General features: G+C 63.7%; 15 protein-coding genes. 10 read left to right on the plus strand and 5 right to left on the minus strand.

All coding sequences use genetic code 11. The annotated features are described in order from the left end of the window. Nucleotides 1-166 precede the first annotated feature (166 nt). From OE747_RS18075 to OE747_RS18085, 3 genes are all read left to right on the plus strand, one after another. Nucleotides 167-1,369, plus strand: a complete 1,203-nt coding sequence (locus tag OE747_RS18075; protein ID WP_263829943.1) for a serine hydrolase domain-containing protein — start codon at nucleotides 167-169, stop codon at nucleotides 1,367-1,369. An 11-nt stretch (nucleotides 1,370-1,380) separates the two neighbouring features. Beyond that, nucleotides 1,381-2,781, plus strand: coding sequence for an amidohydrolase (locus OE747_RS18080; RefSeq protein WP_263829944.1), 1,401 nt, complete (start codon nucleotides 1,381-1,383; stop codon nucleotides 2,779-2,781). Nucleotides 2,782-2,854: 73 nt separating this feature from the next. After that, nucleotides 2,855-4,711 (plus strand): amidohydrolase, encoded by a 1,857-nt coding sequence (locus OE747_RS18085; protein ID WP_263829945.1) that lies wholly within the window; start codon nucleotides 2,855-2,857, stop codon nucleotides 4,709-4,711. 378 nt (nucleotides 4,712-5,089) lie between these two features. On the opposite strand, the gene OE747_RS18090 is transcribed toward OE747_RS18085, so the two are convergent. The 5 genes from OE747_RS18090 to dctP form a co-directional block, all read right to left on the minus strand. Continuing rightward, nucleotides 5,090-6,607 (minus strand): malonate--CoA ligase, encoded by a 1,518-nt coding sequence (locus OE747_RS18090; RefSeq protein WP_263829946.1) that lies wholly within the window; start codon nucleotides 6,605-6,607, stop codon nucleotides 5,090-5,092. Between the two features lie 4 nt (nucleotides 6,608-6,611). Beyond that, on the minus strand, nucleotides 6,612-7,859 hold the full coding sequence (locus OE747_RS18095; protein WP_263829947.1) for a malonyl-CoA decarboxylase: 1,248 nt from the start codon (nucleotides 7,857-7,859) through the stop codon (nucleotides 6,612-6,614). Next, on the minus strand, nucleotides 7,856-9,172 hold the full coding sequence (locus tag OE747_RS18100) for a TRAP transporter large permease (protein WP_263829948.1): 1,317 nt from the start codon (nucleotides 9,170-9,172) through the stop codon (nucleotides 7,856-7,858). The genes OE747_RS18095 and OE747_RS18100 overlap by 4 nt, the downstream gene beginning before the upstream one ends. 4 nt (nucleotides 9,173-9,176) lie before the next feature. After that, complete coding sequence (locus OE747_RS18105; RefSeq protein ID WP_263829949.1) at nucleotides 9,177-9,719, minus strand: TRAP transporter small permease subunit; 543 nt, start codon at nucleotides 9,717-9,719, stop codon at nucleotides 9,177-9,179. Between the two features lie 71 nt (nucleotides 9,720-9,790). Beyond that, nucleotides 9,791-10,777, minus strand: coding sequence for a TRAP transporter substrate-binding protein DctP (gene dctP, locus OE747_RS18110; protein ID WP_263829950.1), 987 nt, complete (start codon nucleotides 10,775-10,777; stop codon nucleotides 9,791-9,793). A gap of 135 nt (nucleotides 10,778-10,912) precedes the next feature. Here dctP and OE747_RS18115 point away from each other — a divergent pair, with 135 nt between their 5' ends. The 7 genes from OE747_RS18115 (at nucleotide 10,913) to OE747_RS18145 (ending at nucleotide 18,146) form a co-directional block, all read left to right on the plus strand. Further along, the gene (locus tag OE747_RS18115) at nucleotides 10,913-11,569 is read left to right on the plus strand and encodes a GntR family transcriptional regulator (RefSeq protein ID WP_263829951.1); all 657 of its coding nucleotides are present in this window, start codon (nucleotides 10,913-10,915) and stop codon (nucleotides 11,567-11,569) included. 80 nt (nucleotides 11,570-11,649) lie between these two features. Then, nucleotides 11,650-12,552, plus strand: coding sequence for a LysR substrate-binding domain-containing protein (locus OE747_RS18120; RefSeq protein ID WP_263829952.1), 903 nt, complete (start codon nucleotides 11,650-11,652; stop codon nucleotides 12,550-12,552). Nucleotides 12,553-12,715: 163 nt separating this feature from the next. Then, nucleotides 12,716-13,873 carry an ABC transporter substrate-binding protein gene (locus OE747_RS18125; protein WP_263829953.1) on the plus strand — a complete coding sequence of 386 codons (1,158 nt, stop codon included), beginning with the start codon at nucleotides 12,716-12,718 and terminating at the stop codon, nucleotides 13,871-13,873. A 95-nt stretch (nucleotides 13,874-13,968) separates the two neighbouring features. Next, on the plus strand, nucleotides 13,969-14,961 hold the full coding sequence (locus tag OE747_RS18130; protein ID WP_263829954.1) for an ABC transporter ATP-binding protein: 993 nt from the start codon (nucleotides 13,969-13,971) through the stop codon (nucleotides 14,959-14,961). Continuing rightward, entirely contained in the window at nucleotides 14,958-15,899 is a 942-nt protein-coding gene (locus tag OE747_RS18135) for an ABC transporter permease (protein WP_263829955.1), read from the plus strand. The genes OE747_RS18130 and OE747_RS18135 overlap by 4 nt, the downstream gene beginning before the upstream one ends. Then, a complete protein-coding gene (locus tag OE747_RS18140; RefSeq protein ID WP_164132054.1) occupies nucleotides 15,889-16,698 on the plus strand; it encodes an ABC transporter permease in 810 nt (269 codons plus the stop codon). Before OE747_RS18135 ends, OE747_RS18140 begins: the two co-directional genes overlap by 11 nt. A 23-nt stretch (nucleotides 16,699-16,721) precedes the next feature. Further along, nucleotides 16,722-18,146, plus strand: coding sequence for a gamma-aminobutyraldehyde dehydrogenase (locus OE747_RS18145; RefSeq protein ID WP_404818337.1), 1,425 nt, complete (start codon nucleotides 16,722-16,724; stop codon nucleotides 18,144-18,146). The last annotated feature ends 48 nt before the right edge of the window (nucleotides 18,147-18,194 follow it).

Below are 18,194 nucleotides of genomic sequence, written 5' to 3' on the forward strand. Positions count from 1 at the left end.
ACCATGGAAAGCTTCCTGGGTTTCATCGACATTACCTCCATCCGGCTTTGGCTCAGACATTTGTCAACATGACCTAGTGAGATCACACATCCCCATATGGCTCGCGACTGCGCTGGTTTTTGCGCCCTGCTTTACGGGCCCGGCCCTCGCAGACGAAACGCCTTTTGTGAAACAAGCCTTCGACGGCTACACCACCGAAGAGGTGCACGGCTGGGTCGCCGATTTGCAACTCGCCGATGCGCTTTCAGTCGGCCGACCGTTGCTCTGGTTCAGCACGAACGGCGCGCAGGTCTTTCCGACAGCGATCATTCCGGCGCGTAATGCCGCCAGCACGTTCGAAGCCGCTCCGATGGCGGAGGTTTCCGGGTTTACGGCGGAGACCGCCCTCGGCACAATGCCGCTCGCCGAGTTCATCGCGCATCCGGAAAGCTACACGCGCGGCTTCATCGTCGTCCACGAGGGGAAAATCGTCTACGAGACCTATCCCGGCATGCGCCAGACCGATTTCCACATCACGGCGTCCGCGTCGAAGATTTTCGCGTCGCTCCTGGTCGACGTGCTGATCGATGCGGGTCTGATCGACGAGAACGAACCTATCGGGACGTATGTGAAGGGCTTCAAGAGTAGCGCGTGGGAGCAGATCAGGGTCGTCGACGTGCTCGACATGGCCACCGGCCTCAACGCCATCGACGGGCCCGAGTATTTTGCGAACCCAACCTCGATCATCGCGCGCATGCTGACCGCGGAGATGGGCAACTCCGAAGAGACCATGCTCGGGGTCATGCGGGAGGCCGAACCCGTCGCCGAGCCCGGCACCGGCTTCACCTATTCCTCGATGGCGACACAGGCGCTCGTCTTTCTGGTCGAGGGGGCGACCGGCAAACCCTGGGCGGAGGTCTTCGATGAACGCATCTGGTCGAAGGTCAGGGCTGACGGCCCGATGCAGGCGCATCTCTCGCCCGACGGGATCGCGCTGGTCCACGGCTTCATGTCCATAGGGCTCCGCGATCTCGCCCGCGTCGGAATGCTCTACACCGACGACTGGGATCAGGTTGCGACCGAGCGTGTCGTCACGCCGGCCATCCTCGAACGCACGCGCTCGCCACAGCGCACCCGCGAGTTCTACCTGGCAGGACCGTCCGGCCAGAACTTCATGGACCGGCTGGGAGACCAGACCGTCAGGACGGGCGGGCGGCAATGGGACGCGATCTGGGAAGACGGCGATTTCTTCAAGGCCGGCCTCAACACGCAAGGCATCTACGTCTCGCCGGACCGGAACCTCGTGATTGCGTACTTCTCGAACGACCCCAGCCAGATTATTCAGAAGTACCTGCGCCCGCTGGCGACCTCCGGGCTCTTTGGAAATTAGGGAGAGGGACCATGTCGAAGTTCAGCCGTGCGATTGCCAGCCTGATCGTTGGTGCAGCACTGTCCGTGAGCCCTCAGGCCCCGTCCGCTGTCGCCGAAACGGAGAGCAAGGGTGCTGCTTTGGTCCCGGAGATCAACCGGATCGTTGAAGCGGATACGGAGCGCTTGCAGGACATCTTCAAGGACATCCATCAGCATGCCGAGCTTGGTTTCATGGAAGTCCGCACCGCAGGGATCGTCGCCGCCGAACTGGAGGCGCTGGGTTATGAGGTGAAGACCGGCATTGGCATCACCGGCGTCGTCGGGATCATGAAGAACGGCGAGGGGCCCACATTCATGTTCCGGGCGGACATGGATGCCAACGCGGTCCGCGAAGAGACGGGCTTGCCCTATGCCAGCACGCAGACCGTTAAGAACGCCATTGGCTACGAAGTGCCCGTCGCCCACATGTGTGGCCACGACGCCCACACAACTTGGCTTATCGGCCTTGCCAAGACCATGTCAGAGTTGAAAGATCAATGGTCCGGAACGCTGGTTCTCGTCGCGCAGCCAGCGGAAGAGCCCGTGGAGGGCGCCAAGGCAATGCGCGATGACGGGCTCTACGAAACCCATGGCGTGCCTGAGCCAGACTATTTCCTCGCCCTTCACACCGGGCCGTTTCCGCTTGGCACTGTCGCATTGACCAAGGGCCGGATCAGCACGGGAACAGATCATATCGACGTCAAATTTTTCGGGTCCGGCGGTCACGGGTCATCGCCACATCACGCAACCGACCCGGTCATCATGGCCGCAATGTCGATCCTGCAATACCAGACGATCATTTCGCGCATGACCGATCCGACTGAGACGAGCGTTCTCACCGTCGGCAGCATGCAGGCTGGTATCGACAACAACGTCATCCCCACCGAGGCCGAACTGAAGCTCAAGCTACACTATTCGACACGGGACATTCGCGAGGTCATGGTGTCCGGCATCGAGCGGATCGCCAACAATAACGCCCGGACATATGGCATAACGGACGAGAACATGATGCCGACCATCGTCGAAAAGGGCTACGCCCCTGTTATCGTTAATGACGATGAATGGATGGATCACATATGGGAGGTCCTGAAGGAAGCCAAGGCCGTGGACGCACTCGTCAGTGACCAACCGGTCGTTGAAGGCAATGCCCTTGCTGGCGTCCAGATACCGGGTTCGGATGACGCTTTTCTTCTGATCGAGGGGATCGAGGGAGCAAAAGGCGCCTACATCTTTGTCGGTTCCGCCAACCCGGAGGTCTTTGCTGCGGCCAGAGCCGAAGGCAAGGAGTTTCCCTTCTTCGCCCACGAACCGAATTATGTCGTCGATCTGGATGCCATCCCGTGGGGCACCAAGATTGCCACGGTGCTGGCGCTGGACATATTGGGCAAGTAGGCACTCGACGCAAAATGTCAGGAGGCACGCTCGAGGGTTTGCTGGACAAGGGCAATTGGACCGGAGGCATCACATGACGCACGACCTTTATGGCTGCCCTTGCTGCAGCGGCACGTTCGGTGGGCTGTTCGCCGTCAACGAAACGGTGCGCCACCTGAAGGAACAGGCCGACAGCGGCAACGGCTGGTCCTGCAACTGGGGGATCGATTGGCTGGCCCTCAGCCGGCGGGAGCTGCTCAAGACCGGCGTGGCGGCGGCAAGCCTCGCGGCCCTGATCCCGGCGGGGGGCCGGGCACAGACCCCTGCGCAGCAGACCACCACCGTTTTCACCAACGGCACCGTCCTCACCGTCGATGAGGATTTCTCCGAAGCCGAGGCCCTTGCCATACGCGGCAACCGCATCCTGGCCGTCGGCACCGACGACGAGGTAAGCGCCGCGGCCGGAGAGGATGCCACCATCGTCGACCTCGACGGAAAGACCGTCCTGCCGGGCTTTATCGACGCGCACGCTCATGTCATTTCCGGCTCCGTCGTCGACGCCATCATGGACTATGTCGGCATGGCCCGGTTCACGACGGCCGCCGAGGTGCTCGACCACATCGCAGCGCGCGCGGCAGAGACGCCCGCCGGCGAATGGCTCGTGTTCCGCAACTTCGATCCTGCGGTGCAGGAGGGGCCGGACGCGCTGACCTTCGCGGAGCTCGACCCGATCTCCACCGAGCACCCGATCTTCGTGCTTAACGCCTCGGGTCACCTAGCTTACGCGAACTCGAAGGCTTTCGCGGTGTCGGGTATAACCGAGGACGTCGAAGACCCGCCGGGCGGCGAATTCGTCCGCGATGCGGCGGGCAACCTGACCGGTTTCATGAAGAACAACGTGGCCTTCCTGCAGGTCTCCTCGAACTACCCGGCGATGATGGAGGCCGATCCGGTCGAAGGCCTGATCGGCCTGCTCGACAAGTGGGGCGCCGTCGGCCTGACGACGGTCTCGGAGCTGAGCCTCGGCGCCCTCGCGCAGTCTCCCGCGGACGCGCAGGTCATGGCTGCGGCGGCGCAGTCCGGGCGCCTCAAGGCGCGCATCAGGGCCTATCCCTTCTATACACTGGGCACGGATGCCTGGGACGAGGCCGGCATCCGCCAGGGCGACGGCGACGCTATGGCCCGGATCGCGGGCTTCAAGCTGGTGGCCGACGGGTCGAACCAGGGCTTCACCGGCTTGCAGCGTGAGCCTTACCTGAACAGCGAGGACCGGGGACTCGCCTACATGCAGCCCGCTGAACTGACCGCAATGGCGCTCGACCGGGCCGGCAAAGGCTGGCATCTCGCGATCCATGGCAATGGCGATGCTGCCATCGACAACATCCTCGACACCTGCCAGGCGCTGGCAGACGCCGGCATCGACATGGCCCGCGTGCGCGCCCGGATCGAGCATTGTTCGATCCTCCACGACGATCAGATCGACCGGATGCGCGCGCTCGGCGTGTCGGCGAGCTTCCTGATCGGACACGTCCACTACTGGGGCGTCGCGATGCGAGACGAGGTCTTTGGCGAGGAGAAGGCTCAACTTCTCGATCGCTGCCGCAGCGTCGAGGAGGCCGGCATTGGCTTCACCCTGCACTCCGACTTCCTGGTGACCGACCCGAACCCGCTGCACATGATCGAGATGGCGGTGACGCGGCGGACATGGAAGGAGCCGGATTACGTGCTTGCGCCGGACGAGAGGATCTCCGTCGAGTCCGCCATCCGCGCCGTGACGTCGGAAGCGGCATGGCAGCTCTTTTCCGACCATGAGGTCGGCAGCCTCGAAGCCGGCAAGCTCGCCGATTTCGTGATCCTCGACAAGGATCCCCGCAAGGTCGATCCCGACACGATCAAAGACATCAGTGTCATGGAGACCTGGATGGATGGGAAGCAGGTCTATTCGTCCTGAACATCCGGGTCGTGGGCGAGCGAGACGATGACGATGCAGCCTTCGCGCTCGGCCCGACGCAGGGCAGCTCAAGGTGCTTGACCAGCCATACGGCGCATCGATGCGAACTGGTGCATTGGGCTCGCTGCTGCCTTGTGGCGATGCAGAGTTAAGGCAGTGATTGGCTCGGATTGAATGTCGGCTTCCAGCTTTTCTGCCAAATGGGTTGGCGGTGGCAGAGAAGGGCCGGTTTCCGCCCACTGCAAACATCACCCGCCAGACGCCATCAGTAACACCATCGTGACCCACGGGCGGCAGGAGGCTTGTGCGTGTCGCCTCTGTTCTGGCCCGACCGTGGGCGTCTCGCCTGCGTCAAGCGCCTGTTGCGGGGTGCAAGCCTCACCCCGGCTGGAACATGTCCTTGTACTGGTCGCGCAGGATGCTCTTTTGCACCTTGCCCATGGTGTTGCGGGGCAGTTCGTCCAGCACGATCAGTTTGCGGGGGTGTTTGAACCGGGCCAGCGCGGCGCCCACCGTCTGCATGATCGCGCCGGTATCCGGGGTCTGGCCGGGGCGGGGGACCAGGATGCCCAGCACGGTTTCGCCGAAATCGGGATGCGGCACGCCGATCACCGCGCTTTCCAGCACGCCGGGCTGCTCGTCGAGCAAAAGCTCGATCTCCTTGGGGTAGATGTTGTAGCCGCCCGAGATGATCAGGTCCTTGTTGCGGCCGACGATGGTGACATAGCCATCGGCATCGACAAGGCCGAGGTCGCCGGTGATGAAGAACCCGTCGGCGCGCAGTTCGGCGGCGGTTTTCTCGGGCATCTGCCAATAGCCCTTGAACACGTTCGGGCCGCGCACCTCGATCTGGCCGATCTCGCCCCGGGGCAGGGTCTCGCCGGTCTCGGGGTCGGTCACCTTCAGCTCGACCCCCGGCAGGGGGAAGCCCACGGTGCCCGCGCGGCGGTCGCCGTCATAGGGGTTTGAGGTGTTCATGTTGGTCTCGGTCATCCCGTAGCGTTCCAGGATGCGGTGGCCGGTGCGCTCTTCGAACGCGACATGGGTTTCGGCCAGCAAAGGCGCCGAGCCGGAGACGAAGAGGCGCATGTGTTGCGCCAGGTCGCGGGTGAACCGGGGATCGCCCAGGAGGCGGGTGTAGAAGGTCGGGACGCCCATCATGCTGGTCGCGCGCGGCATCAGCGCGATGATCTGGTCGAGGTCGAACCTCGGCAGGAAGATCATGCTGCCGCCTGTGATCAGCACGATGTTGGTGGCCACGAACAGGCCGTGGGTGTGAAAGATCGGCAGCGCGTGCAGCAGCACGTCATCGGCGGTGAAGCGCCATTCCTGCGCCAGGGTTTCGGCGTTGGACAAGAGGTTGTCCTGGGTCAGCATGGCGCCCTTGGAGCGGCCGGTGGTGCCCGAGGTATAGAGGAAGGCGGCCAGATCATCGCCCGCGCGGTCGACGGTTGCGAATGTGGTCGGCATGGTGGCGGCGCTGTCGGTCAGGCTGCCAGACCCGTCGGCATTCAGGGTCTCGATCCGGGCGCCGAGGTCACTGGCGATTGGCTGCAATGTCTCGCGGCTGCGGCCGTCGCAGACGATCAGCGCGGCGCCGCTGTTTTCGATGAAGTAGCTGAGTTCATCGGCGGTATAGGCGGTGTTGAGCGGCAGAAAGATCAGCCCCGCCTGCGCACAGGCGGCATAGAGCGCCAGCGCCTCGGGCGATTTTTCGATCTGGGCGGCGACGCGGTCGCCCGGTTTCAGGCCGAGCGTCGTGGCGACATGGGCAATCTGCGCGGCCTGTTCCAGAAACCCGGCATGGGTGACGGTTCGGCCATCGGCCAGGTGAAGAAACGGCGTTTGTTTGCCGGCATAGGCTCCGAACAGGCGGTCATAGAGGGGGTTTGCCATTCAGCTACCTTTCCTGCGGTTTGCTCAGATCCGCGCCTGCGGCCAGCGTTTTGACGGCGGCGGTGGCGGCGACGGTTTTTGCAGTTGCGAATTTTTCGTGGTTCTGGCCGATCTTCCTGAGATCGTAAAGATAGTTCACCATCACGCCGCCCGATTGCTTGCGCCCCTTGTCGGAGATATCGGCATCGGCGTGGAGCGCGTGCACGATGGCGCCGTTGCCCAGATGGAAGCGGGCGACCGGATCGAAGGGCGCGCCATCGGATGCCTTGGCGTTGAGCAGGTAATGCGCGGCCAGCGCCGGCATCTGATCCTGCTTTGGTTCCAGCCCTTCTCCGGTCAGCCATGTGTTGAGCTTGGGGATGGGCGACAGGGTTACGAAGGTCTTGAGCGAGGGCAGGTTGGCCGACAGGTCGGCGGCCACCTGCTTGATCAGCGAATTGCCGAAGGAGATGCTGGCCAGCCCCGCCTGACAGTTGGAGATCGAGTAGAAGACGGCGGTGTCGGCGTCGTGACTGGCGATAGCCTTGCGGTCCTCGGCCAGCAGGCCCTGAACCGAGCCGGGAATGCCCCGGGTCAGGGCGACCTCGACAAAGATCAGCGGCTCGTCGGGCATGGATGGGTGAAAGAAGGCGAAACAGCGCCTGTCTTTGGGTTCCAGCCTGCGGCGCAGGTCGTCCCAGCTGTCGATGGCGTGCACCGCCTCGTAGGCGATGATCTTTTCCAGGATATGCGCCGGGCTTTCCCAGCTGATCGGGCGCAAGACCAGAAAGCCGCGATTGAACCAGCTGTTGAAGAGGTGGCGGAAGTCGAGATCGAAGGCTTCAAGCTCGGGGTCGCCCCGGCCAAGGCGCAACAGGTCTGCCCGCATCCGGACCAGCGCGCCGGTTGCGCCCGGCAGGCTGTTGAGGCGGCGGATCAACTCCTGGCGCCGGGGTTCGGCGGCGGTGGCAAAGGCGCGATAGGTGGCCTTGGACGGGTCACGCTCATAGGCGTCGAGGGTGGAGCGCACGGTTTCCGGGTCGATGTTCATCGCGCGCGCCACATGACGGAAGAAGTCGAGCTTGGCGGCGTCGTCGAGCGCGCCAAACCCGGCAAGTATGTCCTGTGCCAGGGCATGACCCGAGGTCTCGCCCGCAGTGCCCATGAGCGCCTCGACCAGTTCCTGCACCGGGCGGCTGTCGGTGGGGTGCGAGGGATCGCGGCGATAGCGCCGTTCAAAGACAGAGGACAGCAGATCGGCAAGCAGGGTCACAGCGATGATCCCATCACAAGGTCGGGCAGCCAGGTGGCGATACCCGGAAACAGGCACAGCAATATGATACCCAGAACCATGCAGGCGACATAGGGCAGCGAGCCGGTCAGGATGGTTTTCAGCGAGATGTCGGGGGCGATGCCGTTGATGACATAGAGGTTCAGACCGACCGGGGGCGAGATCAGGCCGATCTCCATGTTGATGGTCAGCACCACGGCGAACCAGATCGGGTCGAAACCGGCGGTGGTGATGATCGGCAGGAGGATCGGCGCGGTCATCAGGATCACCGCGACCGGCGGCAGGAAGAACCCGGCGATCAGGAGAAAGACGTTGACCGCCCCCATCAGGACCCAGCGGTTCACCTCTAGCGTGCCGATCCATTCGGCGATGGCCTGGGTGATGAAGAGCGAGCTGAGCATGTAGGAGAACACGCCAGCGGCGGCGATGATGAAGAGGATCATCACGCTTTCGCGGGTCGAGTCGCGCAGCACCACCCAGAGGTCGCGCGGGTTCCAGAGCTTGTAGATGATCATCGCGATCATCATGCAGAGCAGAGCACCGACCGCCGCCGTTTCCGATGGCGTGGCGATGCCGCCATACATGGCGTAAAGCACGCCGAGGATGATCAGCAGAAAGGGCAGGACGCGCGGCAGGATCTCGAATTTCTGTGCCCAGCTATAGCTGCCCGCGCTGAGAACCGTAGTGTCGCCCGAGCGCCAGGTGGAATAGATCGACCAGGCCATGAACAGCCCGACCAGCATCAGACCCGGCATCACGCCCGCCAGGAACAGGCGGCCGATCGAGGTCTCGGTGGCGATGCCGTAGACGATCATGGTGACCGAGGGCGGGATCAGGATGCCCAGCGTGCCGCCCGCCGCGATGGAACCCGCCGCGACCCCGTCGGGATAGCCGCGCTTGCGCATTTCGGGGATGCCCATCTTGCCGATTGCGGCGCAGGTGGCGGGGCTGGATCCCGACATGGCGGCAAAGAGCGCGCAGGCGCCGAGGTTCGAGATCACCAGCCCGCCGGGCACGCGGGTGAGCCAGCGCTCAAGCGCCTCGTAGAGGTCGGCGCCCGCCCGGGTCGAGGCGATGGAGGCGCCCATGATGATGAACATCGGGATCGACAGGAGGGCGAAGTTGTCGAGCTTGCCGAACAGGATCTCGGGGATCAGCTCCAGCGACCGGGCACCGTCGAAGATCAGCAGGAAACCGGCGGAGACGATCAACAGGCCGATGGCGACCGAGACGCCCGAGAACAGAACGATGATGGTGGCGATGGCGACGATGGCGCCGAGCAGCAACGGGTCCATGCGCTCACTCCAATCCGAAGGGTTTGTCGATGCCCAGGAGAAGGGCGATGAAATCGGCGACCAGTTGCAGCAGCAGCAGACCGAACCCGACCGGGATGGCGAGGTAGGGGATCCAGAGCTTTACCCCCCAGACGGTGTCGGAGCGCCAGCCGCGCTCCCACGCGAAATGCCAGTATTCGTAGCCGTACCAGAGGATCACGGCGACGATTGCGATGGTGAGAGCCGAGGTCGTCAAGGCCAGAACGAAACGGATCCGGGGGGGCAGGGACAGCGGGATCAGATCGACGTTCACGTGACCTCGCAACCGCTGGACATAGGACAGGCCCAGCAGGGTGGCCGCGATCATGAGATAGATGACCGCTTCGGTCTGCCAGACGGTCGAGCCGTTCAGCACATAGCGGATCACGATCATCTGGCAGGTGATGAGGACGGCGGCGACGATCATCGTGGCCGAAACCCATCCTGCCAAGGTCGAGATGGCGGCGACGGCGCGCAACACCGGGTTGCTGCCGGTTCGGGCGGCGGCAGCGGAACTGTGGCCGGACATCGGCTCCTCCAACGGTCGGGGTGTTATCTGTGGGGTCGGGCGGCCCACCGGGGGGCCGCCCATGGGCTGGGTCAGTCGACCGCGAGCGCCATGTCAAGCAGCGCCTGACCGTCGGCCACGTCTGCGATGAAGGCCTTGTAGGAGGTTTCCTTGGCCAGCTCGCGCCAGGCCGCAAAATCCTCGGGCGTCATCTGTGCGATCTCGACACCGGCATCTGCAAACGCCTTGACCGAGGCCGCGTCCTCTTTCTTGGCTTCGTCCAGGTAATACGCCTGTGCCTTGGCCGCGCCGTCGCGCAGCGCCTGTTGTTGCGCCTCGGTCAGCCCGTCAAAGGTGGATTTGTTCATCAAGAGAGGCTGGTACATGAACCACAGCGCCACATCGCCCGCCGGGGTATAGCACTTGACCTGTTCGTAGATCCGGTATGACACGAAGGACGAGGACGAGGTGTTCACCGCCTGAAGGACGCCGGTCTGCATGGCGTTGTAGATCTCGGACGAGGCCATGGAGGCGATGGAGGCACCGGCGCCCGCCAGCATCTGTTCGAACGCCTTGCCGGCGGCGCGGGTTTGCAGGCCCCGCACGTCTTCGGGTTTGGTGATGCACTTGTCCTTGCCCGCAAAACCACCGGCCAGGTAGCCATGCACCAGCACCATCACGTCATCCTGCGCCATCTTTTCCTCGAGCGCGGCCATGAAGGGCGAGGCGCTGAGCCGGGCGGCATGGTCGTGGTTCTTTACCAGGCCCGGCATCAGGGTCAGGTTATAGGCGGGCTGCTGGCCGCCCGCGTAGCTGAGCGGCAGCACGGTCATGTCGAGCTGGCCCCGGCTGAGCGGCTTGTACTGTTCGCGCGCCTTGAACAGCGATTGCGATCCGAAGATCTTGATGTCCAGATCGACATTGGCCGCCGCGACCTCGTCGGCGACGATCTGGGCGACCTTGTGCCGGATGTCGTTGTTCGACCATTGGTGTGACAGGCGCAGTTCGGTGGCATGGGCGACCGAGGCCGCCGATACGAGTGCCAGAGCCGCAACGGCGGTCTTGAGCATGGATTTCATGGTTTCCTCCCTTTCATCGACCCGGACGGACCGGGGACCGGGTTAACCTATGCCGGTAGTGTTTTTCAGGTCAATAGTTTTGTATACAAGAATTACAGGATTGAATTTTAGTTCGGGCAAAGCTAGTAAATCTTCATGGAACAGCGCCACGCGGATCGCATTGCAGAACAGTTGGAAGAGCTGGTTTTCGACGGAACCTTCTCGGATGGGGACCGGCTGGACGAGGTGCGCCTGTCGGAGCAGTTCGGGGTATCCAGAACGCCACTTCGCGAGGCAATTCAAAGGCTTGCCCAGTCGGGACTGGTCGAGCTGATTCCCCGTCGGGGGGCGTTTGTGCGACAGCCCGGCCCGGTGGAGCTGATCGAGATGTTCGAGGTCATGGCCGAGCTGGAGGCCGCCTGTGGTCGGTTGGCGGCGATGCGGATTTCTGAAACGGCGCTGGAGGCGCTGCGGCAGGCCAATACGCTGTGCCAGCAGGCGGTCGAGGCGGGCGACACCGACAGCTACTACGCCGAGAACGAGCGGTTTCACAAGATCATCTATCGCAGTTCGGGCAACGCGTTCCTGGAACAGGAGGCGACGAAACTGCACAAGCGGCTGAAGCCGTTCCGCCGGGTGCAACTGCGGTTCCGGGGGCGGATGGGGCAGTCGATGGCAGAGCATGAGGCCATCGTGGCGGCGCTGGCCGCCGCCGATGCCGAGGCTGCCGCCGCAGCCCTGAGGACCCATGTGGCGGTGCAGGGCGAGAAGTTTCACAACCTGATGGCCAGTCTCAGAAGCGCCGCCGAGTGATCGCCTTTCGTGCTTTCCCGGGGCGCTGGTTCGGGTGATAGTGGGCGGACGTTTTCCATACCACCGCATCGGAGAGTGACGTGGCCTTCACCCTGCGCCAGCTACAGTTCTTTGTCGCCGCAGCCGAGCAGGGATCGGTCACAGGTGCCGCTCGGGTGCTGTCGATTTCCCAGTCGTCGGTGACCGAGGCGATCCGCTCGCTGGAGGAGGATCTGGGCGTGTCGCTGTTCGAACGGCAGGCGCGGGGGTTGCAGATCACCCACCGGGGGTCGGCCTTTCTGCGCCATGCCCGGCAGATCCTGGGTGATGTCGCAAGCGCCAGACAAGCGTTTCGCGAGGAGGCCTCGCAGGTAACGGGGCGGTTGTCGCTGGGTGTGACCTCGCTGGTTGCAGGATATGTTCTATCGGATCTGTTGGCCCGGTTCCGCCGGGCGTTTCCGCAGGTCGAGCTGAACGTGATCGAGGATTCAGGCGAGTACCTGCAACACCTGCTGATCGGCGGCGAACTGGATGTGGCGGTGCTGCTGACCTCGTCGGTCAAGGACCGTCTGGCGCTGCATGTCGAGACATTGCTGGTATCGCAATACCGGCTGTGGTTGCCGCTGGGCCATGAGCTGGCGCAGCAGGAGGCGATCGAACTGGAGCAGCTTGTCGGTCTGCCGATGATCCAGCTGATGGTCGAAGAGATCGAGGAGAGCATGAAACAGCTGATGCAATCCTTGTCGGTGCGGCCCGAGATCGCGTTCAGGACCCGGTCGGTTGAGGCGGTGCGCAGCCTTGTCGCCACCGGCGCGGGCATCGCCATTCTGCCCGGCATGGTTTATCGGCCCTGGTCGCTGGAAGGGGACAGGATCGAGATTCGCGACGTCTCGGGCGACCTGCCATCGGTGCAGGTGGGGCTTGCCTGGCGGCGCGGCGCGCCTCTTTCCGATGCGGCCCGCAATTTCCTGAGGTCTGCCCAAAGCGCCATTTCGGACCGGTGATTCAAGCCGTTCGCCCGTTTCGGGCCGTGGTGAAACCGACCTATCGGAAAAACCGATACATGTGTTCATTCTTTTGAATTTGCGAAGCTTCGTGCTGTTCATATCCTGTGCGCATCAAAAGGGGCGCGCGTGGAATGCGTGTCCGAACACAGGGAGTGACAGCATGAAGATCCTCGGACTTCTCGGAACCACGGCGCTTGCCACGGCCATTGCGGTTGGCCCGGCGGGCGCGCAGCTTGCCGCCTTGGGGACGCCGGAAGGGCAAGTCAACATCGTCGCCTGGCCCGGTTACATCGAGCGCGGCGAGACGATGAAGGAATTCGACTGGGTGACCAAGTTCGAAGAGGCCACGAGTTGCAAGGTGGTGGTCAAGACCGCCAATACCTCGGACGAGATGGTGGCCCTGATGAACGAGGGCGGCTTCGACCTGGTGACCGCATCGGGCGATGCTTCGCTGCGTCTGGTTGCGGGCAAGCGGGTGCAGCCGATCAACACCGACCTGATCCCGTCCTGGGGCACGGTGGACGAGCGCCTGCAAAGCGCGCCCTGGCACACGGTGGATGGCGTGCATTATGGCACGCCCTACATGTGGGGGCCGAACGTGCTGATGTACAACACCGAGGCCTTTGGCGATCAGCCGCCCACCTCGTGGAACGTGGTGTTCGAGGAAATGACCCTGCCCGACGGCAAGTCGAACAAGGGCCGGGTGCAGGCTTATGACGGCCCGATCCACGTGGCGGATGCAGCGCAATACCTGATGACGCACAAGCCGGAGCTTGGCATCACCTCGCCCTATGAGCTGACCGAAGACCAGTACAAGGCCGCGCTGGACCTGCTGCGCGGGCAGCGCGAGCTGGTGGGCCGCTACTGGCACGACGCGTTCATCCAGATGGACGATTTCAAGAACGAGGGCGTGGTTGCCTCGGGTTCCTGGCCGTTCCAGGTGAACCTGCTGAAGTCCGAAGGTTTCCCGGTATCCTCGGTGATCCCCGAGGAAGGCGCGACCGGCTGGGCGGACACCACGATGATGCATGTGGATGCCGAACATCCGACCTGCGCCTATCTGTGGATGGAACATACGCTGAGCTCGAACCTGCAATCGGACCTGTCGGTCTGGTTCGGCGCGGTGCCTTCGGTTCCGGCGGCCTGTTCGGACGGGCGCGGCATGCAGACCCAGGAAGGCTGTGATGCCAACGGTCTGGCTGATTTCGAGCGGATCCGGTTCTGGACCACCCCGGTCAGCCGGTGCGAAAGCCAGGGCGAATGCGTGCCCTATTACCGCTGGGTGTCCGACTATATCGGTGTGATCGGCGGCCGCTGATCTTACCCCTGGCCCCCGGTGCAATCCGGGGGCCGTTCCCCGCACCATGACAGAAACACGAAAAACGGCCCCGCTTTGGGCCGAATAGAGATGACATGACCGCTGCCGTATCCTTTCACCGTGTATCCCGCCATTTCGGCTCCGTCCGGGCCGTGGATCAGGTGAACCTGACCATCGAGGAAGGGTCGTTCTTTGCCATGCTGGGGCCCTCGGGATCCGGCAAGACGACCTGCCTGCGCCTGATCTCGGGCTTTGAATCGCCGACCTCGGGCGAGATCGCGATTTTTGGACAGGACGTCAGCCACGTGCCGCCCAACCGGCGCAGCGTGAACACGGTGTTCCAGGATTATGCCCTGTTTCCGCATATGAACGTGCGCGACAACGTCGCCTATGGGCCGATGGTGGCCGGTGTCGGCAAGGCGCAACGCCATGCCAAGGCCGAGGAGATGCTGGCACTGGTCAAGCTCGACGGGTTCGGCGACCGCAAGCCGGGGCAGTTGTCGGGCGGGCAGCGGCAGCGCGTGGCGCTGGCGCGGGCGCTGGTGAACGAGCCGCGGGTTCTGCTGCTGGACGAACCCCTGGGCGCGCTGGACCTGAAGCTGCGCGAGGCGATGCAGGACGAGTTGAAGGCGCTGCAACAGCGGTTGGGCATCACCTTTGTCTTTGTCACCCATGATCAGGGCGAGGCGCTGTCGATGGCCGATCACCTGGCGGTGTTCAACGAGGGCAAGATCGCCCAGATCGGTACGCCCGCCGAGATCTATGACAAACCCCGAACCCGGTTCGTTGCCGATTTCGTGGGATCGTCGAACGTTTTGCCGCCCGAGGTGAGTGAACGTCTGGGGGGCGGCAAGCGCTGGTCCAGCCTGCGGCCCGAGGCCCTGCGCCTGGTCGCGCCCGAGGGCGCCCGGCTGGCCGGAACCGTGACCGGCTTGCGCTATCTCGGGGCCGGGACGCGGGTGGCCGTTGACATAGACGGAACCGAGATCGCGGCACTGGCGCCGTCCGGCGCCGATATCCCGGGTGTCGGCGCGGCGATTGGTCTGGCCTTTGACGCGGGCGCCCTGCACGTGATGGAGGAGGCATGACCCGCGTCTCTGCCATCCTGCCCGAACGCGGGCTTGCCGACCGGCTGAGCACAGTGTTCTGGCGGCGGCCAAAGCTGCTGCTCTTGCTGCTGATCTCGCCGCCGCTGCTCTGGCTGGGCGTCGTGTACCTCGGCTCGCTTGCCGCGCTCTTGCTGCAGAGCTTCTATTCGATCGACGAATTTTCGGGCGTGGTGAAGGAGGAGTTCACCCTCAAGACCTATGGCGAGCTGTTCCGCGCCGCCAATATGGATATCATCATCCGCACGCTTCTGATGTCGACGGCGGTGACGATCACCAGCGCATTCGTCGCCTTTCCAATCGCCTATTACGCCGCCCGCTATGCGCGGGGCCGGTGGAAGGCGGTGTTCTACCTCGGCATCATGCTGCCCCTGTGGTCGTCCTACCTGGTCAAGGTCTATGCCTGGAAGCTGATCCTGGCCAAGGAAGGCATCATCACCTGGGCCGCCGAAGGCATCGGCGCGGGGTTCCTGCTGGATGCCGTGCTGGCGCTGCCCTGGGTTGGCGGCAACTCGCTGTCGACCTCGTTCATTGGCACCTGGCTGGTGTTTGTCTATGTCTGGATGCCCTTCATGATCCTGCCGATGCAGGCGTCGCTGGAGCGGGTGCCGCTGTCGATGCTGGAGGCTTCGGCCGATCTGGGCGCCAGCCGCAAGCAGACCTTCCGCACCGTGGTATTGCCGCTGGCGATGCCGGGGGTGATCGCGGGGTCGATCTTCACCTTTTCGTTGACCATGGGCGATTACATCATTCCGCAGATCGTGGGCACATCGGCCCGGTTCATCGGGCAGGCCGTGTACCAGTTCCAGGGCACCGCCGGGAACATCCCGCTGGCGGCGGCATTCGCCATGGTGCCGATCCTGATCATGCTGGTCTATCTGGCACTGGCCAAACGGGGAGGGGCGTTCGATGCACTCTGAAGCGCGCGCCTCGACCGGGCTGAAAATCGGGGCGATTGCCGGGCTGTTGTTCCTGCACCTGCCGATCCTTCTGATCTTTCTCTATGCCTTCACCACCGAGGAGCGGACATACCAGTTCCCGCCGCCGGGGCTGACCACCGAATGGTTCGCCGTGGCCTGGCACCGCGAGGATATCTGGCCGCCCCTTTACCTGTCCCTGAAGGTGGCTGCCGTCTCGACCGCGCTGGCGATGATCCTGGGCACGCTCATCGCGGCGGCCATGGCGCGCAGCCGGTTCTTTGGCCGCGAGCAGATCGCGCTGTTGATCATCCTGCCCATCGCTTTGCCGGGCGTGATCACCGGCATGTCGCTGCGCTCGGCCTTTGCGGTGATGGATATCCCGTTCTCGACCTTTACCATCGTGCTGGGGCACGCGACGTTCTGTATCGTGATCGTTTACAACAACGCGGTGGCCCGATTCCGCCGCCTGTCGGGCGCGGTGTTCGAAGCCTCGGCCGACCTGGGCGCCAACGGGTTCCAGACGCTGCGCTATGTGCTGCTTCCGAACCTCGGCTCGGCCCTGCTGGCCGGTGGCATGCTGGCATTCGCGCTGTCCTTTGACGAGGTGATCGTGACCACCTTTACCGCAGGCCAGCAATCGACCCTGCCCATCTGGATGCTGAACGAGCTGGTGCGCCCGCGTCAGCGCCCGGTGACGAACGTGGTGGCCATCGTGGTCTTTGCCACGACTTTCGTTCCCATTCTTCTCGCCTATTACCTCACCCGTGGCGGTTCCGAGACCGCGGGTGGCGGCAAGTGACCAAAGGAGTCCGACACATGAAGATCGACACCAGTTTTTTGATCGGGACCGATTTCGAAACCGGCACCGAAGTGGCCGAACAGGTCCTGAACCCGCGCACCGGCGAGCTGATCATCGAGGTGCCCGAAGCCTCGGCCGCGCAGGTGGATCGCGCGGTTGCAGCCGCCCGCAAGGCGTTTCGCACCTGGTCGCGCACCACACCGGCGGAACGGTCGGCGGCGCTGTTGCGCATCGCGGACCGGATCGAGGCCGAGGCGGATGGTTTTGCGGCCCTTGAGGCGCTGAACTGCGGCAAGCCGATCAACGCCGCGCGGGGGGACGAGATCCCGGCCATTGTCGATTGCTATCGGTTCTTCGCGGGCGCCGTCCGCTGCCAGCATGGCGCTGTGGCGGGCGAGTACCTGGAAGGGTTCACATCCATGGTGCGGCGCGACCCGATCGGTGTCGTCGCCTCGATCGCACCGTGGAACTATCCGCTGATGATGATGGCGTGGAAACTTGCCCCCGCCATTGGGGGCGGCAACACCGTCGTTTTCAAACCGTCCGAACAGACGCCCCTGACCGCGCTGAAAATGGCGCGCATCCTGGCCGAGGAACTGCCCGAAGGCGTGGTGAGCGTGGTCACGGGCCGGGGTCACTCGGTCGGCAACCAGATGATCAACCACCCGGATGTGGACATGATCTCGCTCACCGGTGACATCGCGACAGGCAAGAAGATCCTGGATGCGGCTGCCAAGTCGGTCAAGCGGACGCATCTGGAACTGGGTGGCAAGGCGCCGGTCATCGTGTTCGACGATGCCGATGTGTCCGAGGTGGTCGAAGGGCTGCGCGCCTTTGGCTATTACAATGCCGGTCAGGATTGCACCGCCGCCTGCCGCATCTATGCGGGCAAGAAGGTCTATGACAAGCTGGTGGCCGACCTGACCTCGGCGGTTTCCACCATCGCGCTGGGGTTGGAGGACGATAGCCAGAACGAGATCGGCCCGCTGATCTCCTTGCGTCAACGCGACCGGGTGGCGAGCTTTGTCAACCGCGCCCGCGAGCTCAATCACATCGAGGTCACCACCGGGGGCGATCCGATGGGGCAGGGGTTCTACTTCCAGCCCACCGTCATTGCCGGCGCCCAGCAGGAGGACGAGATCGTTCGGCGCGAGGTGTTTGGCCCGGTGGTGTCGATCACGCCGTTCTCGGATGTGGATACCGCCGTGGCCTGGGCGAATGACAGCGACTATGGCCTGGCCTCGTCGGTCTGGACCAAGGATGTGGGCCGCGCGATGGAAACGGCGGCGCGCCTGCGCTATGGCTGCACCTGGATCAACACCCATTTCATGCTGACCAACGAGATGCCGCATGGCGGGCTGAAACAGTCCGGCTATGGCAAGGACATGAGCTCTTATGCGCTGGAGGATTACACCGTTGTCCGCCACGTGATGGTCAAGCACGGCTGAGATAAGAAACCACTACTCACACGGCAAACTGGAACCCGCCTGACGGCG

The organism is Ruegeria aquimaris, from assembly GCF_025751555.1.
GTDB classification, from domain to species: Bacteria; Pseudomonadota; Alphaproteobacteria; order Rhodobacterales; family Rhodobacteraceae; genus Ruegeria_B; species Ruegeria_B aquimaris.